27 protein-coding genes and 2 pseudogenes are annotated in these 21370 nt (G+C 39.9%); 23 read left to right on the plus strand and 6 right to left on the minus strand.

The genetic code is table 11. From position 1 onward, the window contains the following. Positions 1–6: 6 nt before the first annotated feature. The 18 genes and pseudogenes from nifN to C4E06_RS02050 all read left to right on the plus strand — a co-directional run bounded on the left by nifN (position 7) and on the right by C4E06_RS02050 (position 12253). Positions 7–1371: a nitrogenase iron-molybdenum cofactor biosynthesis protein NifN gene (nifN, locus tag C4E06_RS01965; protein WP_107666550.1), complete on the plus strand. Its 1365-nt coding sequence runs from the start codon at positions 7–9 to the stop codon at positions 1369–1371. 54 nt (positions 1372–1425) lie between these two features. Further along, on the plus strand, positions 1426–1842 hold the full coding sequence (nifX, locus tag C4E06_RS01970; protein WP_107666551.1) for a nitrogen fixation protein NifX: 417 nt from the start codon (positions 1426–1428) through the stop codon (positions 1840–1842). 187 nt (positions 1843–2029) lie between these two features. After that, complete coding sequence (locus C4E06_RS01975) at positions 2030–2506, plus strand: NifX-associated nitrogen fixation protein (protein ID WP_107666552.1); 477 nt, start codon at positions 2030–2032, stop codon at positions 2504–2506. Between the two features lie 90 nt (positions 2507–2596). Then, positions 2597–2833: a CCE_0567 family metalloprotein gene (locus tag C4E06_RS01980; RefSeq protein WP_107666553.1), complete on the plus strand. Its 237-nt coding sequence runs from the start codon at positions 2597–2599 to the stop codon at positions 2831–2833. Continuing rightward, complete coding sequence (nifW, locus tag C4E06_RS01985) at positions 2830–3180, plus strand: nitrogenase-stabilizing/protective protein NifW (protein WP_107666554.1); 351 nt, start codon at positions 2830–2832, stop codon at positions 3178–3180. Before C4E06_RS01980 ends, nifW begins: the two co-directional genes overlap by 4 nt. A 91-nt stretch (positions 3181–3271) precedes the next feature. Continuing rightward, on the plus strand, positions 3272–4090 hold the full coding sequence (locus tag C4E06_RS01990) for a HesA/MoeB/ThiF family protein (RefSeq protein ID WP_107666555.1): 819 nt from the start codon (positions 3272–3274) through the stop codon (positions 4088–4090). Positions 4091–4139: 49 nt separating this feature from the next. Continuing rightward, positions 4140–4499 carry an iron-sulfur cluster assembly accessory protein gene (locus C4E06_RS01995; RefSeq protein ID WP_107666556.1) on the plus strand — a complete coding sequence of 120 codons (360 nt, stop codon included), beginning with the start codon at positions 4140–4142 and terminating at the stop codon, positions 4497–4499. Positions 4500–4598: 99 nt separating this feature from the next. Continuing rightward, complete coding sequence (locus C4E06_RS02000) at positions 4599–4940, plus strand: 2Fe-2S iron-sulfur cluster-binding protein (protein WP_107666557.1); 342 nt, start codon at positions 4599–4601, stop codon at positions 4938–4940. A gap of 98 nt (positions 4941–5038) precedes the next feature. Next, entirely contained in the window at positions 5039–5467 is a 429-nt protein-coding gene (locus C4E06_RS02005) for a hypothetical protein (protein ID WP_198648224.1), read from the plus strand. After that, entirely contained in the window at positions 5457–5810 is a 354-nt protein-coding gene (locus tag C4E06_RS02010; protein ID WP_107666558.1) for a hypothetical protein, read from the plus strand. Before C4E06_RS02005 ends, C4E06_RS02010 begins: the two co-directional genes overlap by 11 nt. A 339-nt stretch (positions 5811–6149) precedes the next feature. After that, complete coding sequence (locus tag C4E06_RS02015) at positions 6150–6776, plus strand: FeoB small GTPase domain-containing protein (RefSeq protein WP_107666559.1); 627 nt, start codon at positions 6150–6152, stop codon at positions 6774–6776. After that, a pseudogene (locus tag C4E06_RS02020) lies at positions 6742–8204 on the plus strand (nucleoside recognition domain-containing protein). Before C4E06_RS02015 ends, C4E06_RS02020 begins: the two are co-directional and overlap by 35 nt. Next, complete coding sequence (locus tag C4E06_RS02025) at positions 8204–8458, plus strand: FeoA family protein (RefSeq protein ID WP_009546656.1); 255 nt, start codon at positions 8204–8206, stop codon at positions 8456–8458. The pseudogene C4E06_RS02020 and the gene C4E06_RS02025 overlap by 1 nt, the downstream one beginning before the upstream one ends. A gap of 167 nt (positions 8459–8625) precedes the next feature. Further along, complete coding sequence (gene modB / locus C4E06_RS02030) at positions 8626–10581, plus strand: molybdate ABC transporter permease subunit (protein ID WP_107666560.1); 1956 nt, start codon at positions 8626–8628, stop codon at positions 10579–10581. Between the two features lie 18 nt (positions 10582–10599). Continuing rightward, complete coding sequence (gene fdxB, locus C4E06_RS02035) at positions 10600–10896, plus strand: ferredoxin III, nif-specific (protein WP_107666561.1); 297 nt, start codon at positions 10600–10602, stop codon at positions 10894–10896. A gap of 111 nt (positions 10897–11007) precedes the next feature. Beyond that, positions 11008–11244, plus strand: coding sequence for an antitoxin (locus C4E06_RS02040; RefSeq protein ID WP_107666562.1), 237 nt, complete (start codon positions 11008–11010; stop codon positions 11242–11244). After that, the gene (locus C4E06_RS02045) at positions 11245–11640 is read left to right on the plus strand and encodes a type II toxin-antitoxin system VapC family toxin (RefSeq protein WP_107666563.1); all 396 of its coding nucleotides are present in this window, start codon (positions 11245–11247) and stop codon (positions 11638–11640) included. It begins immediately after the preceding gene. Between the two features lie 136 nt (positions 11641–11776). Next, positions 11777–12253: a hypothetical protein gene (locus C4E06_RS02050; protein WP_107666564.1), complete on the plus strand. Its 477-nt coding sequence runs from the start codon at positions 11777–11779 to the stop codon at positions 12251–12253. A 12-nt stretch (positions 12254–12265) separates the two neighbouring features. On the opposite strand, the gene C4E06_RS02055 is transcribed toward C4E06_RS02050, so the two are convergent. The 3 genes from C4E06_RS02055 to C4E06_RS02065 form a co-directional block, all read right to left on the minus strand. Then, positions 12266–12724: a DoxX family protein gene (locus C4E06_RS02055; protein ID WP_107666585.1), complete on the minus strand. Its 459-nt coding sequence runs from the start codon at positions 12722–12724 to the stop codon at positions 12266–12268. A 53-nt stretch (positions 12725–12777) separates the two neighbouring features. Next, a complete protein-coding gene (locus tag C4E06_RS02060) occupies positions 12778–14325 on the minus strand; it encodes an efflux RND transporter periplasmic adaptor subunit (RefSeq protein WP_107666565.1) in 1548 nt (515 codons plus the stop codon). Between the two features lie 290 nt (positions 14326–14615). Beyond that, positions 14616–16250 (minus strand): alpha-D-glucose phosphate-specific phosphoglucomutase, encoded by a 1635-nt coding sequence (locus C4E06_RS02065; RefSeq protein WP_107666566.1) that lies wholly within the window; start codon positions 16248–16250, stop codon positions 14616–14618. 961 nt (positions 16251–17211) lie between these two features. Between C4E06_RS02065 and C4E06_RS02075 the strand changes: the two genes are divergently transcribed. Together C4E06_RS02075 and C4E06_RS02080 are read left to right on the plus strand one after the other, a co-directional pair. Next, a complete protein-coding gene (locus C4E06_RS02075; protein ID WP_107666568.1) occupies positions 17212–17502 on the plus strand; it encodes a nucleotidyltransferase family protein in 291 nt (96 codons plus the stop codon). Further along, positions 17492–17842: a DUF86 domain-containing protein gene (locus tag C4E06_RS02080; protein ID WP_107666569.1), complete on the plus strand. Its 351-nt coding sequence runs from the start codon at positions 17492–17494 to the stop codon at positions 17840–17842. The genes C4E06_RS02075 and C4E06_RS02080 overlap by 11 nt, the downstream gene beginning before the upstream one ends. A gap of 50 nt (positions 17843–17892) precedes the next feature. On the opposite strand, the gene purQ is transcribed toward C4E06_RS02080, so the two are convergent. Both purQ and purS read right to left on the minus strand, forming a co-directional pair. Continuing rightward, entirely contained in the window at positions 17893–18576 is a 684-nt protein-coding gene (gene purQ, locus C4E06_RS02085; protein ID WP_370051235.1) for a phosphoribosylformylglycinamidine synthase subunit PurQ, read from the minus strand. Next, positions 18576–18848: a phosphoribosylformylglycinamidine synthase subunit PurS gene (purS, locus tag C4E06_RS02090; protein ID WP_107666571.1), complete on the minus strand. Its 273-nt coding sequence runs from the start codon at positions 18846–18848 to the stop codon at positions 18576–18578. Before purS ends, purQ begins: the two co-directional genes overlap by 1 nt. A 32-nt stretch (positions 18849–18880) precedes the next feature. Between purS and C4E06_RS02095 the strand changes: the two genes are divergently transcribed. Beyond that, entirely contained in the window at positions 18881–19036 is a 156-nt protein-coding gene (locus C4E06_RS02095) for a transcriptional repressor (RefSeq protein ID WP_198648226.1), read from the plus strand. A 26-nt stretch (positions 19037–19062) separates the two neighbouring features. On the opposite strand, the gene C4E06_RS02100 is transcribed toward C4E06_RS02095, so the two are convergent. After that, on the minus strand, positions 19063–20328 hold the full coding sequence (locus tag C4E06_RS02100) for an RNA-guided endonuclease TnpB family protein (protein ID WP_107666572.1): 1266 nt from the start codon (positions 20326–20328) through the stop codon (positions 19063–19065). Positions 20329–20359: 31 nt separating this feature from the next. On the opposite strand from C4E06_RS02100, the gene tnpA reads away from it, so the two are divergent. Both tnpA and C4E06_RS02110 read left to right on the plus strand, forming a co-directional pair. Continuing rightward, positions 20360–20773 carry an IS200/IS605 family transposase gene (gene tnpA / locus C4E06_RS02105; protein WP_107666573.1) on the plus strand — a complete coding sequence of 138 codons (414 nt, stop codon included), beginning with the start codon at positions 20360–20362 and terminating at the stop codon, positions 20771–20773. 90 nt (positions 20774–20863) lie between these two features. After that, a pseudogene (locus C4E06_RS02110) lies at positions 20864–21109 on the plus strand (Fur family transcriptional regulator); the annotation flags it as partial. Positions 21110–21370 lie beyond the last annotated feature (261 nt).

The following is a 21370-nucleotide window of genomic DNA, read 5'->3' on the forward strand; positions in this document are numbered from 1 at the left end:
AAAGCAATGACAACCATACTCAACCCTCACAAGTCTCTATCAGTCAACCCTTTAAAAATGAGTCAACCCCTAGGGGCAGCCTTAGCGTTTTTGGGGTTGCGGAAAATGATGCCCCTATTTCATGGCTCCCAAGGATGTACCGCGTTTGCTAAAGTTGTCCTGGTGCGTCATTTTCGTGAGTCTATCCCCCTGTCTACCACTGCCATGACCGAAGTTAGTACCATTTTGGGGGGGGAAGATAATATAGAACAGGCGATCTTAACCATCTTAGAAAAATATCAGCCTCAAATTATTGGCCTGTTAACCACTGGGTTAACGGAGACAAGAGGGGATGATATGCCGCGCATCCTTAAAACATTTCGGGAAAAACACCCAGAACTAGATAGTTTTCCTGTTATTTCTGTTTCTACCCCTGATTATAAGGGATCGTTACAAGATGGTTACACAGCAGCGGTTGAAAGTATTGTTTCTACGGACTACAGTAATGTAGCGGATGATGAACCCCCCACCGTGGGAATGAAACCCCAAGTGACAGTATTATGTGCTTCCCATTTGTCTCCTGGGGACGTAGAAGAGATCAAAACTATCATTGAAGGGTTTGGTATTACCCCGATTATGGTGCCTGACTTATCTCGTTCGTTGGATGGCCATTTAGAGGATGATTATCATACAGTAACCACGGGAGGCACTAGCTTAACTCAATTAAAACAGTTAAACCGGTCTTGTTTAACGTTAGCGATTGGGGAAAGTATGCGTAAAGCTGCGACAATTTTACAGGAACGTTTCGGCACAAAATACCAAGTATTTTCCCGTTTAGCTGGTTTAGATGCAGTTGATTCGTTTGTCTGGGAATTGTCGCAAATTTTAACCTCTCGTTGCGATCATCATTTTCCGATTGTGCCAAATGTTCCGGCTCATTTACAACGACAACGCCGGCAGTTACAAGATGTGATTCTTGATACTCATTTCTATTTTGGGGGTAAGAAAGTTTCTTTAGCTTTAGAACCTGATTTGCTCTATCAAACTGCTTGGTTATTAACAGAAATGGGAGCAAACATTCAAGCTGCTGTGACCACGACAAAGTCCCCCCTCTTGGAGAATTTACCCATCGATACAGTAACCATTGGTGACTTAGAAGATTTAGAAGAATTGGCTGTTGGTTCGGATTTAATTATTACGAATTCTCACGGTACTAGCTTAGCCAAACGTCTCAAAGCTCCCTTATATAGAATGGGTTATCCTGTGTTTGATCAATTGGGATTAGGTCAACGCTGTTTAGTGGGATATCGTGGCACCATGAAGTTTTTATTTGATGTTGGCAATATTCTTATGGAAGAAGAAGCCAAACATAGTCCCGTTGCTCTACATTAACACGGGTTTACTGTTTAAACTTTTCCCTTATTTCATTCATCTGAGAGGAAAAACATGAAAGTTGCATTTACTACTAGCGATAATGTCCATGTCAACGCTCACTTTGGTTGGGCGAAGAACATCGACTTATATGATGTGTCTCCTGACGGCTTCAATTTTGTCAATACCCTAGAGTTTGGTGGCGACTTAAAAGAAGACGGTAACGAAGACAAATTAGTACCTAAATTAGAGGCATTAGATGGCTGTACGTTACTCTATGTTTCTGCCATTGGTGGCAGTGCGGCAGCCCGTTTAATCCGTCAAAATGTGACCCCTATTAAAGCAAGAACTGACCAGGATAAAATTGACGAAATTCTAGGGGAATTAGTCAAAACTTTAAAAGGAAATCCTCCTCCTTGGTTACGGAAGGTTCTGCAAAAAGAAGCGGGACTTGAGCCAACGCCTAACTTTTTATCTGAAGAAGATGAATAACGGGTAATTAGTGAAAAGTTAGCAGTTACCAGTCATCAATAAATTGAGAATTGATAGCTGCTTTCTGATCGGTTTATTTCCCTATTTTCCTCTTCTTAATTGTCTTAAAACTTCTATGAATAATTAACAACAAAATAGTGTAAAATTGTTCATAGATAACGGAAATGCTCTCATTGTAATTGTTATTATGACAACAACAACAACAAATTCGGAAACCAATACTCTCTTAGTCGAACAAAGTCCTTTTCTACAATCATTAGTTCAGCAAATTCGGGCTTACGATCACTATGGAGTGTATCGTACGTGGACTGATGAACTTGTTATTGCACCTTATGTTATTCCTAAGAAGAAAAGACGGGAAATTTCATTAGAAGGGGATATTGATCCGACGACAAAATTAAGAATCCTGTGTTATTTTCGGGCGATCGCAGCTTTAATAGAAAAAGAAACAGGGTTATTATGTCAAGTTGTTGTTGACCTCAACCATGAAGGCTTTGGCTGGGCTTTAGTTTGGGGCGGAAAATTAATGGTAGTTTCTCGTAGTTTACGGGATGCTCATCGCTTCGGTTTTGACACCTTAGAAAAGTTAAACGACCAAGGAACTAAACTGGCCAATGCTGGCATTGAATTAGTTAAAAAGTTTCCTGAAGTTTCGAGACTTTAATGTAAGGAAATAGGGAACCCACCCCTAACCCCTCCCAGGAGGGGAAGGCAAAAGTTTTGAAATAGTCAACCAGAAAACTGAGGTAAAAAGATGACAGTTGCTACTGATAATAATCCCACGCCAGAAGCGGTTGCGGATCTCAAAAAAAAGGTTCGTAAACTCAATTCTAAAGCTGGTCAAATGAAGATGGATTTACACGATCTCGCTGAGGGATTGCCTACCGACTACGAAACCTTAGTCGAAACGGCACAAAAAACTTACGATATATTTCGTGAGTTAGATCAACTAAAGAAAAAACTTAACATCTGGGAGGAAACCCTAAAATGACTTTAACTGCTGATACCCCAAGAACCCTGGCTGAGTTCACCAAACTTATCGACACAGAAGACTATTTAAACTTCTTTGGTATTAGTTATGACCCTACTTTTGTTAACGTTAACCGTCTCCATATTCTTAAGCAGTTCTCTTTACTTGTCGCGCAAGTCGACAAAGCCTTCCCCGATCTCAGTGAAAGTGAAAAATTAGAAAAATACAAATTAGCTTTTTCAGAAGCTTACGAACTGTTTAAAACCTCTAGTCCTCTAGAAACCAAACTGTTTAAAGTCTTTAAAGACGTTCCGAGTAATGTGGTTTTATTGGATGATTTAACCAAAGAAGCTGGCATTATTCACTAGGAATTAAGAATGTAGAATTAAGAATTTAGAAAATATAAATTCTACATTCTACATCCTACATTCTACATTCTACATTTACCTCAAAACGGTCATGAACTTCACCCCTACTGAACTCGAACGTTATTCACGACAAATACAACTCCCTGGTTTTGGCGAGGAAGGACAAAAACGCCTGAAGGACACCACTGCTGTGGTCACAGGGGTCGGTGGCCTTGGGGGAACGGTTGCCCTCTACTTAGCTGTTGCTGGTGTGGGTAAAATCATTCTCGTTCGGGGGGGTGAGCTTCGCCTCGATGATCTCAACCGTCAAATACTGATGACCAATAGCTGGGTGGGTCAACCGAGGGTTTATAAAGCCAGAGAAACCCTGCTCAATATTAACCCTGAGATTGAAGTTGAGGCGGTGAATGAGTTCGTCACAGCAGACAATATCGATGCGTTGGTACAAAAGGCCGATATTGCTTTTGACTGCGCCTTTGACTTCAAAGAAAGGACTCTGTTAAACAAAGCTTGTGTCCGTTGGGGTGTTCCCATGGTGGAAGCCGCCATGAGTGGCATGGATGCGTACTTAACCACCATTATTCCTGGAGAAACCCCTTGCCTATCCTGCATCTTCCCAGAAACCCCTGAATGGGACCGTTGGGGGTTTGGGGTATTAGGGGCGGTATCTGGCAGTTTAGCCTGTTTAGCGGCCTTAGAAGGCATCAAACTCTTAACCGGACTCGGAGAACCCCTCACCGGTCAATTATTAACGATGGAGTTAGGCACTGCCACCTTTGCCAAACGTCGTCCTTACCATGACCCTGACTGTCCCGTTTGCGGTAACTTTACCCAGCAACAGTTAAGTCGTTATGTCGGAAGGCAAGAGGCAAGAGGCAACAAGCAACAGGCAACAGGAATGAAGAATTGAATTAATTTTTCATTCTAAATTCTAAATTCTAAATTCTAAATTCTTAACCATGACTGTCACTCTTACTGAAAAAGCTGCCTTGAAACTCCGTACCGTCTTATACGGGAACTCAACCAATATCACTGGTATTCGTGTTGGTGTTAAAGACGGTGGCTGTAATGGCTACGAATATGCCTTAAATTTAGTCAAAGAAGCCAACAGCGAAGATGTTCGCTTTGAACAGGATAATGTGCCTATCTATGTTGACCCGAATAGTGTGTCTTTATTGGATGGGGTGATTATCGATTTTGTCGATAGTTTAACCCAAAGCGGTTTCACTTTTACTAACCCCAATGCAACGGATACTTGTGGCTGCGGTAAGTCTTTCTCTACAGCCAACTGCGGCGGCCAAGCTACTTCTTGTAGCTAAATAAAGTTTTGATTTTTAATGGTTATTTCTTCTGTTTCCAGGGGGAATCAATTGTTAAAAATCAATGGTAAACGTTCCTATATTTTAAGGAGAACACTCATGACTGCTACTTATCAAGTTCGTCTCATGAAAACCTACAAGAAAAAGAACAAAGAGACGGGCAAAAAAGAAGAGTTTGCTGAAGTTGATGTAACCCTAGAAGTTCCTGAAGATGAGTATATCTTCGATATTGCTGAAGAAGAAGGGGTTGAACTTCCCTCCTCTTGTCGGTCTGGGGCCTGTTCTAGTTGTGTGGGACGCATCGTTGAAGGAGAGGTTGATCAAGAAGATCAAAGCTTTCTCGATGATGAACAAGTGGAAAAAGGATGGGTATTACTTTGTGTGGCTTATCCTCGTTCTAACTGCACCATTAAAACTCACCAAGAGGCTTATTTGGCGTAAATTCTTGACCTATTTTCCTCTTCCAACTGCTGGGGAAGTCGTGGCCAATGCTACGACTTCCTATCCCTAAATTTTAGACTGTTCAAGGGAAACATTTTATGAATACTATTAACCAAGACAATAACGTGCTTTCTCTGAGGTATTCGATGAATTTAAAGTGGAGAACATTTGTATATAAAACAGCATTTTGGATGATGGGAGAAATCTTGCTCAATATCCTGGGTTTGGATAATGTTGCTGATTATAGTGAGTTTCTATTTGGTCACGAATTAGAGTTATCTAAAAAGAATCATCGCACCGTCAAACTCTCTTGTTTGAAGCCAAAGTTTTGTGACAAAGTTCATGAAAATTGTCCAGTGGATGAAGTGGCTTTACAATTTTCAGATTCTCCTCTGGAGAATTGTATTACTAATCATGGAGTGTTTTTCAAAAAATGCACCAAAATTAAACATTATTGTATTAAAGCCTCTCTATTCTCGGATCTCTCTTACAATTTGAAATGGGAAGACTATCACCGTGATTCGTGAAAAGTTAGTCAACGAGTATCGCTATCTTATTAATGATTCATATCCTTATATTAACTCTTTATTAAATAATTGTTATATTAAAATTATTGACGGCTGTCTGAATCCTGTTTCTGCTCCTTACTATTATTTGGGCATTTATTATGCAGGGAGAAATGGAAAAGAAATTACTTTATATAAAAATGAATTGCGGCAAATTGCCAACAGTTTTGGTATGATTGATATCGTTTTTATCAATGCTAAAAGAATTATTCGTGATCCAGCATCAACTTTAAAAAAAGAAAATCCTCGTCTATGGTTAGAACTTTATTGGGTTTCTAGTAAGGTTTCAACTAATTTAGACTAATTAAATCTTCCCACACCCCCCACACCCCCCACACCCCCCACACCCCCCACACCCCCCACACCCCCCTTTAAAAGGGGGGCCGGGGGGGTCGGGGGCCGGGGGGGTTATGGGCCGGGGGGGTAGGGTGTCGGGTATGATCAAAGGCGTAATATATGATTGATAATTATTACTAATTACCCTAGCCCAACTGGATGATGACAAGATAAAAAACCTATGATAAAGAAAATTTAAATTAATAAAAAATTGGTTGTAAATTAATATTTTTTGTGTTATGTATCTCTAGTTACTGTTTAAAATAGGCGAAAAAATTACACTAATAACAAGGTACAAAAAAGACCTATGAAGTGTAATCAATGTCCTGATAGTTGTCAAAACAATTCTCAAACTTATAACAGGTTGTGGCAAAGTTTCTTACCGAAACCCTTTCAAGGTAAATCCCCAGAAGTAGTTTCTCAAGGAACTATTGCCTTAGTGGGTTCTCCTAACGTAGGTAAAAGCCTTTTATTTAATGTATTAACTGGGGCTTATACCACCGTTTCTAACTATCCTGGAACCACTATAGAAGCCTCTCGCAACTATATCACCATTGCGGGAAAAACTATCACCCTAATTGATACACCAGGGATGTATTCTCTGATTCCAATGACAGAAGAAGAACGGTTTTCTCGAGAGTTATTATTTAAAGAATCCTTAGATTTAGCTGTTCATGTCATTGATGCCAAAAATCTCAGTCGAATGTTAAATTTAACCTTTCAACTGATGGAAACTCAAGTGCCAATTATCCTGGCTGTCAACATGATTGATGAAGCTGAAAAATTAGGCATTTGGGTCAACGAAAAGCAATTAGAAGCATCTCTGGGTATTCCTGTTGTCACTTTATCTGCAGCCCAACAACGAGGCATCAAAAGTTTAACCGCTAAGATGGCTAATTATGTCCACATTCCTGCGCTATCCTACAGCTATTGAAGAAGGAATCACTAAAATAGAATGCCTTCTCACCAGCGATCATAACGTTGTGAAAGCGGCCATTGAACCGTTGGTTTCTCGGCGTTCTTTAGCTCTTTTATTACTGCAAAAAGATCCCTTACTATGGGAAAAAGTCCGCCACAGCGAACCTAGATTTGAAGCCATTGAAATGGTGATCGAATCGGTGCAATCTCAATTTAGTGATCCCTTGGTGTTAGTGATAGCCAAAACCCGACATCAAGCTGCTAAAAAAATTGAAGAGTCCGCCATTGTCAAAATTAAGAAGAAGTCAACGGAAAGTGAAGAATTTTTTCATCGTTTAACCGTTAATCCTGTCACGGGATTTCCCTTACTCTTTTTGATTGCTTATATCGGCATTTATCAATTTGTTGGTGGCTTCGGGTCAGGGGTGTTAGTGAATAATTTAGAAGGGGTGTTTACTCAACAAATTGATCCCCTCATTAATGGGATCATTAGTCGCTTATTGCCTTGGACAATTTTACAAGATTTACTGGCTAACGAACAGGGAATTCTGACCTTAGGAATGCGTTACGTCATCGCCATTATTTTTCCGATTACGACTACATTCTTTTTGGTTTTTTCCATTCTTGAAGATAGTGGTTACTTGCCGAGAATTTCCCTATTAGTTGATCATTTATTCAAACTGATTGGGTTGTCCGGTCGTTCCATTATTCCCTTAATTTTAGGCTTAGGTTGTGGCAGTACAGGTTCATTACTGACCCGTACCATCGAAAGTAAACGAGAACGGTTTATTGTCTCTTTACTCTTAGCTTTGGTGATTCCATGTTCCGCCCAATTGGGTATTTTTATCGGACTGCTTTCTCAGAATTTTATGGCCTTAGTGATTTGGGTAATTTGTATTACTTTCATTTTCGCCATTGTTGGGGCCGTAACCACCAAAGCACTACCGAGAAGTTTGTCCTATTTTTATATGGAAATACCCCCGTTGCGCTTACCTCATCTTCGTTCTATTCTAACGAAAACCTATAGCCGAGTTCGCTGGTATTTAAGTGAAGTGATTCCTTGGTTTATGTTAGCATCGGTTCTCATTTGGTTCGGAAAATTAAGCGGATTATTACCTTTATTAACCAAAGGCATAGAACCCATAATGCTAAAATTAGAACTTCCCCCAGAAGCTTCTATTATGTTTATTTATGGCTTTTTTAGGCGGGACTATGGGCAGCCGGAATGTTTGATTTACATCATTCTGGGGTGTTAATGGGAAGACAATTAGTGGTTTCTGCTGTTACTTTAACCCTATTTATTCCTTGTTTATCGCAATTTTTATTTATGGTGAGGGAGCGAGGGCTAAAAACAACCATTGCTTTGAGTAGTTTGGTTATTGTTTTTGCCTTTTCTATGGGCTATTGCTTGAACAAACTATTGCTAATTTTGGAGATACTCTAATGATGTTTACTCAAACCTTTACCATCGAATCTTCAGCGTTAAACCTTATGAAGGAAAAGGAAAAAGGCGTAATCACGCAATTCCGAAAAAGCGATGAAACCTTACTCAGGAAACTGATTGCTATTGGCATTATGCCGGGACTTTCTATTACCTTAGAACAAAAAATTCCTTCCTATGTGGTTAAAGTTGAAGGAACGAGAATTGCTTTAGATCGCTCCATTGCTAAGGCAATTTATGTCAGAAAAACAAAATAGAATAGGGAAAGTGATGAAAAAAATAAGCTTGAACCCCAAACAAGGTTATTTCTAGAAACCACTAACCTGTTAAAAATTATCCTAGGTATTATCTTAAAGATTGTAGCGTGGAAAGTGTTGTTACACCGCCAAGCTTAATTGTTTATTTATCAATGTAAGGAAGTATCATGACATTGGATTGGTCCCCCGTTTGGATATCATTAAAAACCGCAGCTTTAGCAACCCTGATTGCTTTTTTTCTGGGGGCGATCGCAGCTAGAACGATGTTCAAATATCGGGGGAGAGCCAAAGGGTTAATTGATGGTATTTTCACCGCCCCCTTGGTGCTTCCTCCTACAGTTGTGGGCTTTTTTCTCCTCTTATTGTTAGGAAAATATGGTCCGGTTGGTCGACTGTTAAGAGTATTTGATGTTACCATCATTTTTACATGGTATGCTGCGGTAATTGCGGCCACCGTTGTCGCCTTCCCCTTGATGTATAAGACAGCCTTGGGAGCCTTTCAACAGATTGATACGACCCTGCTGTCCTCAGCCAGAACCCTAGGGGCAACAGAATGGCAAGTCTTCTCAAAAGTCCTTTTACCCCTCGCTAGACCGGGATTAATTGCCGGGGTATTGTTAGCCTTTGCCCGTGCCTTAGGGGAGTTTGGAGCCACCCTGATGTTAGCCGGGAGTATTCCAGGAAGAACCCAAACCATCCCCATTGCCATCTTTTTTGCAGCGGAAAGTGGGGATATGGCAGAGGCCATGCTCTGGGTGAGTGTGATGTTAGGGTTATCCCTCTCCATTGTGGTAGCGGTGAACTACTGGAGCGATCGCCGTCCCGAAAAACGGATCAGAAGACGGGCAAAAGAAGGCCACCTCAGCTTAGTGGACGAAAGCTTACTTCCTTGGGATCATCCGGTGACCCCCTTAACCTGGGAATATAGCCGTACCCATGTGTTACCCACCCCCATCGAGTTAATTGTCGATATCCAGAAACAATTACCCGGTATTAAGATCAATGTTTCTTTTTCCACCAATCAACTGCCCCTAGGACTCTTAGGCGGTTCTGGTGCTGGCAAAAGCTTTATTTTACGCTGTATTGCAGGGTTAGAAACCCCGGATCAGGGTTGCATTGTCCTCAACGGGCGAGTGTTATTCGACTCTCGACGGGGCATTAATGTGCCTATCCGCGATCGCCGAGTTGGTTTCTTGTTTCAAAATTATGCCCTGTTTCCCCACCTTACCGTTGCTCAAAATATCGCCTTTGGCCTGCCCAAAGGGTTATCTAAGATCGCTATTCGTCAACGGGTGGAAAAACAACTGATCGCCATTCAATTACAGGGATTAGGCGATCGCTATCCACAAGAGTTATCAGGAGGACAACAGCAAAGAGTCGCCTTAGCCAGAGCCTTAGCCAGTGAACCGGACATTTTACTGCTGGATGAACCCTTTTCCGCCCTGGACACCTATTTACGGGATCAACTCGAAAAACTTCTAAGACTCAGTTTAACCCATTTTCCAGGGGCTACCCTTTTCGTTTCCCATAACCTAGAAGAAGCCTATCGTATTTGTCCAAACCTCTTGATCTTAGACGAAGGACGGATCATTGCCCAAGGACCCAAACAAGAAATCTTTGACTATCCCCATGACTTCCGAGTGGCGCAACTGACAGGATGTAAAAACTTCTCCCGTACTCTAGTTACATCAGAAAATGAAATTACCGCCCTTGACTGGGGATGTACCCTGAAAATTTATGAGCCTATCCCCCCCAATTTAGCCCATATGGGTATCCGCGCCCATCAATTGGTCTTTCCCGACATTGACGGCATCAAAGATGGCTACAGCGACAATATTTTTACTTGTTGGCTCACCAGTCAAAGTGAAACCCAACACCGAACAACGTTATACCTGAAGTTAAAGTCTGCCCCCACCAGTCCCTTCGACTATCACCTACAGGCCGAAGTGTTTAAGGACAAGTGGAATGAGTTAAAAGAACATCCTCAACCCTGGCGGATACAACTTCATCCCCTGCGCCTCATGTTACTACAGAATTCAAGCGGTTCCGTATCTCTTGAATATCAACCTAGCCACTCCCCAAGAATGACTAGGGATGATCGATCAAATCAACAACCATCCTAATACAAGGAGGACACTTATATGGCAAGTTTAACTGGCCTTACTTTTGGTAAACTCGAATGGATTCCTAAATTTGTTGAAGCCATCAACAAAGATACCTGCCTCGGTTGCGGACGTTGTTTCAAAGTCTGTGGTCAAAACGTTTTAACCTTAATGGGGGTTAACGAAGAGGGTGAGTTTGTAGACGAAGACGAAGATGATGACGATATCGAGCGTCAAGTCATGACCATTGCTAACAAAGCAAAATGTATTGGTTGTGAAGCTTGCGCCCGCATTTGTCCCAAAAATTGCTACACTCACGCCCCTTTACCTGCGTAAGTCTCTTAGGTTAAGTTGGGTTGCGCTTCGGCGCACCCTTCTTTCTCTTAGAAGATACTTAAATCGTAGGATAAATGATATATACTGATAATATATATCAAAAGAATCCCCATGAAACAAAAAACAGCTAAACTCTTTATGAATGGCCGTAGTCAAGCTGTACGGTTGCCTCAAGAATTTCGATTTGAAGGGAAAGAAGTTTATATTCATAGAGTTGGCAATAAAGTTATTTTATCTCCTAAACCGACTACCTGGGAAGACTTTTTTGAGAAAACCCCTTTACCCTCAGAAGATTTTATGGAACAAAGAATTGATTCCCCTCCTCAAACTAGAGAGGAACTATTCTAAATGTATATGTTAGATACGAATATTTGTATCTATATCATTAAAAAGCGTCCATCTACAGTATTAACTCGTTTTCAAACTATTTCATCTGAAAACTTGTATATTTCTGTGATAACTGTAGCTGAATTACAATACGGTGTAGATAAATCTAATGCTAAAAGTAAGAATCAAGAGATTTTAGATGATTTTATCTCACGCTTACAAGTTTTACCTTGGGAAGAAACAGCAGCACAATACTATACCAAAATTCGTAATTATTTAGAAACAAAAGGGACTCCTATTGGTAATATGGATATGTTGATTGCAGCACATTGTCAAAGTGAGAATTATATCTTAGTTACTAATAATATTCGAGAATTTGAAAGAATTCCTGAGCTAAAAGTAGAAAACTGGATTTAGGGCGATCTCGTAGGTTGGGTTGAGGCACGAAACCCAACAATATGATGAACTATTTCATTACATTAATTTCATCTAAAATTTTATCAAATTCTCCAATCTTAGAAGATAATATAATTAACTCCTACATCTTAATATTATGAATCAAATTTCTTGGTACGATGCGTCAGAAGAAGTCAAAGAGTTATTAGTATTAGCGACAGATAACTGGGAAAATAGCAGTTTATCTGAACAATATATTAATCAAGCGTTAGAAAAAGCAGGGGATAATATGGATGTTTTAGTGGGTGCTTATCGCTTCTTTTTCTATAAAAATAAACCAGAACTTGCTTTAAAAATTGCCAAAAAAGTCGTAAAAATTATCGAAAAACAGGAAAATTTACCCATAGAATGGGAACAACTGCAACCCATCTTATTAAAGCGTCAACAAGAACCAAATATTAGACTTTATCTGAATGCTTATGCGTCTCAAGGCTACATTTTAGCGAAAATGGGTGAAATTGAAACAGCAAAATTAATAACGGAAAGGGTTCAAGGAATTGATGAACATCGGGAGTTTTGTGCAACAACCGTATTTGAGGTATTAACCAAAGACCCCGATGAGGATGATGATTAATACAGTTAACAATTAATTACGTCTATTTTTAAGCCAATTATCAACTGAAAATTGGTTAAAATTAACCCCTGCTAAAAGAATAAACAGGACAATATTATAAATTAACTGACTACTGGCCCCATCCCAATTCTGAATAATGGTAATACCATACATCAGAATAATCATGAGAACAAAACAAGCAATTAAAGCACTTCTGGTCAAAAATCCTACCGTAATTAAAGCCCCCACAATTAACTCAACGGGAGGCACTAACCCCGCATTCATTCTTACTAAAAATTCAGGAATTCCCGAATCTTGCATGGTACTAACCATTGCATTAATAAAGCTAGGCACATCAAAAATTCTGGTAAATCCGTGGTTAAAATAGTTTACCCCGACAACAATTCTAAGTAAGGTATAAGCTGCCACAATATCTTTAGTTCTTAAACTAACTTGTGATTTATTATTAATGGTTGGTTTACTATCTAACATAATCCTAATAGTAGATAATTGTTCATTGGTCACTGTTGAGTGATCACTGAAAATTAACTTTTAATAATTGTCACCGTAGTATCATCTTGTAATCCATCACCGCCTTTAATCACAATCGATTGACCTTTTTTAAGTTGAGGATGACTGATAATAACATTTTCTCCAAGATCCTCAATTAATTGGACTTCTAATTGTTCGGCTTGATTATTATCAACGGTAAATAATAACCATTGGTCGCCCCGTCTTGTTAACGCATCTCTGGGAACCGTAAACGTATTTTTATCAATAATAGGCATGATTAAATCGGCTTGAATGGCCATCCCTGGTAACAATTGTTCAGGGGGATTATTAAGGCTAACTCTCACTAATTGTCGACGGGAATTTGTATTGGCCGCTGGTACAACTGCAGTAATTTGGGTTAGTTTTTCCCAGTTAGGTAACGCCCTGGCGAATAAATTCACCTGCATTCCTTCGGTTATTTGTCCACTTAAACTTTCAGGAATTTCTAAGAAAATATCCAATGAGCGATCGCTAACTAACGTTAAAATCGGGTCATTTACCTCCACATAGTCCCCTGGGTCTGCTTCTCTCGACTGAACGACCCCGGACACAGAAGCCCTAATTTTCGTCCGTTCTAGGCGCAATTTCGCCTGGTCTACCGCAGCTTGAGCCGCCTTAACCACCCCTTGTTGTGCGTCAATTTCTTCTTGGGTGGGACCGGCTTGAGCTTCTGCTAAAATAGCGGTGGCTCGAAGGCGATCGCTTTTGGCATTATCCACACGGGTTTGCCCTTGGGCGATATCTTGACGGGTTGAAGTTTCTTCAGCTTTTAAGGCAGCTTCGGCCCGTAATCTTTGGTTGCGCGTTTCATCGGCCCTCGCTTCGGCTTCGACTAACGCCCTTTCTGATAACGCCCCTTCTAAGCTTAACCCTTTAATCCGTTGTAAGTTGTCTTGTGCCTCTTTTTCGCGACTTCTGGCTGCTTCGAGTTCGGCCTGACGTTGCATCATTAAATCAGGTTGTAGGGCGATTAAACGCTTTAAATTATCTAAAGCCTCTTTTTCTCTAGCTTGGGCTGCGGTTAACTCTGCTTTACGTTGAGCAATAATCTCGGAGCGGGTTCCCACTTCTAACCGTTCTAGGTTACTCTGTTCTTGTACTAATCTGGCTTGAGCTTCCGCTAAGGCTATTTGACCATCCGCATCGTCTAAAATAGCAATGATCATCCCTGGGGTCACTTTATCCCCTTCTTTAACTAAAATCTTCTCCACAGTTCCGGCAACTTGAGGACTGAGGGTTGCTTTTTCCCCTGCTTCGACTTGGCCCAGTAATCTGACCTGCTGATTCCCCGTTTCTGAGCTTAACATCACCGTTTCTACTGGTTTAGGGGGTGGGGTTGCATTGTTAGTTTGGGGGGTTGGCATTAATAAAGGACTGAGGATTTGCCAGAGGGTGATTCCTCCCCCTAAAATGACAATACCGATTAACCAGTAACGAAATTGACCTTTTATCGGTTTATTAGTTTGGTTTTCTTTTTGTTGCTCTTCAACTTCAGGGTTGGAAGTTGATACGTCTTGTGAGGAAATATCAGGTGATTTCATGGCCTTACTCAAGATTGGGGGGCAATTTGTCTACAACTTTAATTTATATTAATTTTTATTGACGAATTTTACCAAGCCTTAACCAAGAGATTCATGTAGATGACAAACATCCTAGTGAAGATTGTAGGGGAGATCCGGAGACTGGAGCATGGGAGAAATTAACAAAGATGTCAGCAGCAGTTCCCATCTCCCTGCTCCCTGCTCCCTGCTCCCTACTCCCTACTCCCTGCTCCCTGCTCCCTGCTCCCTGCTCCCTACTCCCTGCTCCCTACTCCCTACACCCCTAAAATTTAAGTGATCACAGTAGGTTTATCCCGTCCTGTAAATTGCTTAATTTGGGCAATTTCTTCGGCTAATTCAATCAGGGAAGATAAGGCTTCTTGGGTGTCTACATCATGCTTACTACTATCAGGTTCATAACTTTCTAAATACACCCGTAAGGTTGCTCCTTTAGTCCCGGTTCCTGAGAGGCGGAAAACAATACGAGAACCATCCGTAAACCCGATACGAATGCCTTGTTTTTCGCTAACACTCCCATCAACAGGGTCAGTATAAGCAAAATCATCGCCATAGGCAACTTCATAGTTACCGTAGGTTTTCCCTTTCATGTCCCCTACCAGAGAACGTAAACGGTTCATTAACTCATTGGCCGGGCCTGACTCAACTTCTTCATAGTCATGACGGGAATAGAAGTTACGGCCATATTCTTGCCAATGATCTTTGACAATTTTTTCAACGGACTCCCCTTTTACCGCTAAAATATTTAACCAGAAAAGCACTGCCCAAAGACCGTCTTTTTCGCGAATATGGTTTGATCCGGTGCCGAAACTTTCCTCACCGCAAAGGGTAGCTTTCCCTGCGTCGAGTAAGTTACCGAAGAATTTCCAACCGGTGGGGGTTTCATAACAGTCTATGCCCAGTTTAGCAGCCACACGGTCAGCCGCCGCACTGGTAGGCATTGATCGCGCCACCCCTGCAATACCATCCTTATACCCTGGTACTAGGGTAGCATTGGCCGTTAACACGGCTAAACTGTCGCTAGGGGTGACAAAAAAGTTTTGCCCTAGGATCATATTGCGATCGCCGTCTCCATCGGAGGCGGCCCCAAAGTCCGGCGCATTGTCCCCAAACATAATGTCGACAAGATCATGGGCATAAACTAAGTTAGGATCAGGATGGCCACCCCCAAAGTCTTCTAAGGGTTCACCATTTTGTACCGTTCCTTCTTTTGCCCCTAAATATTGCTCAAATAATGCCTTTGCATAGGGACCCGTCACAGCATGGAGGGAGTCCATACACATTTTGAAGTGATCAGAACTGACCATTGACTTAATTTTATCGAAGTCAAATAATTCTTGCATCAACTCCACATAGGGGTTAACTGAGTCGATCACTTCTACGTCCATTGTCCCTAGTTTAAAGGAACCGGGGCGATCTAAGTTGATGTCGGCCGCGTCCAAAATCTTGTATTCTTTAATGGTTTTAGTGCATTCATAGATAGCATTGGTGACTTTTTCAGGGGCCGGACCACCATTACTCACGTTATATTTTACGCCAAAGTCTCCGTTAGGGCCTCCAGGGTTATGACTGGCGGATAAAATAATGCCTCCAAAGGCGTTATATTTGCGAATAACCGCCGATGCTGCGGGGGTGGAGAAAATGCCCCCACAACCCACTAAAATGCGTCCGATATTGTTCGCTGCCGCCATTTTGAGGATAATTTGAATGGCTTGACGGTTATAATAACGGCCATCACCCCCGACTACCAGGGTTTGGCCTTCGCAACCATCGAGACTGTCGAAGATAGACTGGATAAAGTTTTCTAAATAATTAGGCTTTTGGAAGGTAGGGACTGCTTTTCTGAGTCCAGAAGTGCCTGGTTTTTGGTCATCAAAGGGGGTTGTAGTAACGGTACGAATTGTCATAATGCAATTAGACCTATAGTTTAGTATTCTGCTATACCCATGCTTAGGTAGGGTTCATAACCACTTTACGTCATTTACGGTCAATCAGAATGTAGAATTTAGAATGTAGAATTTAGAATTACCGCCATCTCAAGTGTTTGTGTAGGGTGGGTTAGACGGGGATAATATATGCAACTAATGAGAATTTCATTATCCGTCGTAACCCACCACGATCGCTTCACTCGAAGTTAGAAGTCAGAAGTTGTTTTTTCTAATATAAGTGAGGGAATGATTAAAAATAGTCAAAAATCAATTAACTCATGTTCTCAAAGATTCTAGAATAAGCAAAACACTGATTTAATTGTGGACAGTTTATCGTTAATTTAATACAATATGCAAAAACCGAGAATAAGAATGATTGCTTAAAATTCCAACAGTATAGCCAAACATATAGAGAAGCCAATATTGACAGATCATTAATTCTATTATTGTTAAACTTGATTACTAACAGTGAGAATAGATATAATAAGAATGATGACTTAAAAATAAAAATAACATTATTTTATTTAGTAATCTATTGTCTGAAAATAATCCTTTTTTTCTTGAGTGTATAAAACAAGGTTATTTAACAAATTATAATTTTAGTCAATGGTTGCAACAAGATAAAACCTGGGAAGAAACTATTCAATTAAATATAAATTCTTCTCTTCCTATTATTACTTATTATCAATATATTTCATTGAGACTAAAAGATTTTTCTAAGATAAAGTTTCCTTAATCAGAGGATTATAAATATTTTGAACACATTAAGCAAATGTTAGTCTATAAAAATTCTTTAATGACTGAGTTGAATAATTATAATGATTTTATTGAATGGTTTAAACAACATTTTTTCTAAATAATTAAAAGAATGCTGACTGATTTATGTTAAAATAATTTATAATAGCTTGATCTTTAAATTTAAAATTTTTAGGGAATTCAAATGAAACGGGATGAGGTGCTTAAAATCATAGCAGAACATCGAGAACAATTAGAAAAATTGGGGGTCAAATCTTTGTCTTTATTTGGTTCAGTAGCAAGAGAGGAAGCTGGACCTAACAGTGATGTAGATTTCTTAGTAGAATTTAATCGTCCAGGTGGTTTATTTCAGTTGTTAAGAGTCCAACATTATTTAGAAGACATTTTAGGCTGTTCCGTTGATTTAGGAACAGAAACGGCGTTAAAAGAACATTTACGAGAACCTGTATTAAAGGATGTAATTCATGCCTTCTAGAGAGTGGCAACTGCGTATTCAAGACATTCTAAACTCTATTTCTGAAATTAATCAACGAACGCAAGTAATGACGTTTGAAGAATTTATTAAAAATCAAACAATTGTTAAATCAGTTCTCTATGATTTGATTATTATTGGAGAAGCCACTAGAAATGTTCCCCAAGAAATTCAGTCCAAATATCCTCATATTCCCTGGCGTTTAATGGCAGGAATGAGAAATATAGCAGCCCATGAATATTTTAGAGTAGATGTGAATAGAGTCTGGTCAACAATAGAAGAAGATTTACCTCTGTTAGTTCCACAATTACAGGAACTCTTAGACCAAGAAAATAACCCTTAACCTCAACATACATACCGTTATGAAAAAAGACCCTAGATAATTTTTACGCCTTAAACCAGCAAACCTTCAAATAAAATACGCCCCTCTGTTGCCCTGATTAGGGGATCAGAAGCCCTTTCCGGGTGGGGCATCATCCCTAAAATATTGCCCTGTTTATTGCTAATTCCAGCAATGTTAGACAAAGAACCATTGGGGTTACTATCTTCGGTTATTTCCCCCAATAAATTGCAGTAACGGAAGACAATTTGATTATTATCCTCTAACCCTTTAATGGTGTCTTCATCCCCATAATAACGCCCTTCTCCGTGGGCAACTGGTAGGGTAATAACTTGATTAGAAGTATATTTTTTTGTCCAAGGTAATTGATTATTTTCGACTCTTACGGCAACGCGATCGCAGATAAAATGTAAATCTCGGTTACGAATGAGGGCCCCTGGTAATAACCCCACTTCCGTTAACACTTGAAACCCATTACAGATCCCTAACACTAATTTACCTTGGTTAGCGTGTTCGATGACTGATCGCATCACAGGGGAAAAACGGGCGATCGCCCCACATCGGAGATAGTCCCCATAACTAAACCCACCGGGAAGGACAATCGTATCAATATCACTGATATCTGTGTCTTGATGCCAGATCATGCGGGTGGGTTGGTCCAGTAACCCTTGGGTAACCGTAGTTAGATCGCGATCGCAGTTTGATCCAGGAAAAACAATGACACCAAATTTCATAATTAACTCCCAGTGGTTTCTAATGCTGTAATTTCATAACAATAATTTTCGATGACGGGGTTTGCCAGAAGGCGATCGCACATTTCGTCCACTTGGGTTTCCGCGTGAGTTTTATCATTTGCTAATATGGTAAGCTCAATATACTTACCAATTCTCACTTTTTCGACTCCTTCATATCCTAGCTGATGGAGTCCTGATTGTACGGCAACGCCAGCCGGATCTAAAACCGATGGTCTGAGGGTAACATAAATGCGACAATGGTATTCTTGAGACATTGGCAGTCAGTGATTAAGCTATATTTTCAATTATGAAACGTACTCGTTCTCAGGCTAACATTGTTCATGTCCTAAAATCCTTAACTCATCCTATTTCAGCCCAAGATTTATATATAGAAATGAAAAATCGGGATTTAGGGTTAGGACTAGCTACAGTTTATCGCAGTGTGACGTTCTCCCTCCGTTAACCGCTTGGGCGGTATAACGGGGGCTTCTAAAACAGAGATAACTGCATATACTCAGTTCCAGAAGTTTCCTGCTTCACAGGCTGTCCACTGACTAAGCCTCCACAGGCAGACGGGATGAGACCCACCCCATGTATTTGCAATGCCTTTTTTATAATATTAACTGCGGCGTTTTCATCCCTATCCATTGTCAAATTACATTTCGGACATTCATGTAATCTAACTGATAGTGTTTTCGGAACTTTATGACCACAGCTTGAGCAATTTACTGTCGTTCCATGAGGACTAACTTTGACAAACCAAACGCCGCGTTTTACCGCCACTGCTTCTAATTTTGTTAAGAAATTTCCCCAAGCGACATCTAAAATACTCTTAGCCAATTTAGTTTTAGCTAACCCTTTGATGTTTAAGTCTTCACAAGCAATAAAATCATAATTATTGACCAACCAATGTGCTGTTTTGTAGTGCCAGTCTTTTCGATATCTAGCAATTTTTTGATGAGTTAAAGCTATTCTTTTTTGTTGTTTCTCATAGTTTTTTGACCCTTTATTTTTTCTGGCTAATTTACGTTGTTGACGAGCTAAATGCTTTTGTCGATTGCGATAAATCTTTTTAACAGCAACTGTTTTTCCTTGACTGGTAGTCAAAAACTCTTTTAATCCTACATCAATTCCAACTGCTGATTTGATATTATCTATGGGAATAACATTCGGAATCGTCTCATCTTCTGCTGTAATACAGACATAGTATCCATCTGCTTTTTTAACGATTGTAGCTGTTTTAAGAATAAAACTTTCAGGAATCGGACGATGGATTACAACTGGTATAGCTCCCCATTTTTTTGTCCAAAGACAATTATTTTGAAACTTGATAACAGCTTTGGGATGATTAACTCTCGAAAAACTAAAAGACCTTAATTGACCAGCTTTTTTAAATCTAGGTCGCCCTCCTCTTTTACCTTTTTTATCTGGAACTAACCATCTTTTCCAGGCTTTTTCTAATCTTTGAAGATTCATCTGTTGAACTTCGCAGTAGATATTTTTGTAGTCAGGAAAGAGAGTTTTTGTCTGTTTTAAATCTGATTGTTGAGTGTAATAATTAACTTTTTCTGGTATTTCTCCTATGGTTTCACTAATTAAACTGCATCTATCAATAGCACATCGAGTCCGTCTTAACCAGTCCAAACGCTGACCTAGCGCATAGTTCCAGTGACGACGTAAAAGTTCTAACCACTGGTTTATACACTCTGCTTGCTTTTGATTAGGCTTGATTCGGTACTCAAATGTCAGTATCATAATACTATTATTGTAGCACTTATCGTTGTTAATGAACAATAGTTATAGTAAAGAAAATAGGTCAGTTTACTTACTTGCCGTACATATTGTCTTAGTGACTAAATATCGGAGAAAAGTCATTACCCCTGACATCCTATCTCGTCTGCAACGAATTTTCACAGATACTTGCAGTAAATGGGATTGTCGATTAGTAGAATTTAATGGTGAAACAGACCATGTTCATCTACTTGTTGAGTTTAATCCTAAAGTTCAACTTAGTAAATTTATTGCTAATTTAAAAACTGTTTCTTCTCGTTTAATCAGAAAAGATTTTTCAGATCATTTAACTCAATTTTATGGACAAAAACCTGTGTTCTGGACTGGTTCTTATTTTATTGCTACTTGCGGTGGTGTAACGATTGAACAACTTAAACAATATGTTGAAAAACAACAATCTCCTGTTTAAAAGGACTCCCTATGGTCGGTTTATTTTTTGGTCGGTAATTCCCCTCCCCCTAACATTCGTATAAGGGGAGACCCCTTACCGACATTTAAGTTGGAAGCATTAAAACTAGAGGGTGAGGTACAAGTCAGACAGTTACCCAATGGTGAGGCTGTTTATAGTTTAGTCCACGAAGATCAACATCATCTGACTTGTGTTAATTGTGGCCAATCTTTCCCCATTGATCAATGTCCCGTTCATGACTTAGAAGAAAAGTTAGAAACTTCTCATCACTTTAAAGTGTATTATCATACTTTAGAGTTTTTTGGTTTGTGTCATTTGTGTCAGGTGGGAGATTAGACGGTGGCAAATTGGTATTAAGTAGGTAGGTATAAGGAAATGAATCAAACTTGTAGGGTGGGCAATGTCTCAAATCGTGGTTCAAGTTTGTCAGCTTTTTCTTAGCATTGCCCACCTTACGTTTTAGAAACTTCCCATCACTTTAAAGTTTATTATCATACTTTAGAGTTTTTTGGCCTGTGTCATTTGTGTCAATTAGAAGAGTAGCTATACAGGAGTCAGGAGGAAATCAAAAAATAAAGCTGATTAAGTTTTAATCAG

The sequence above is a fragment of the Cyanothece sp. BG0011 genome, assembly GCF_003013815.1.
Classification (GTDB): Bacteria; Cyanobacteriota; Cyanobacteriia; order Cyanobacteriales; family Microcystaceae; genus Crocosphaera.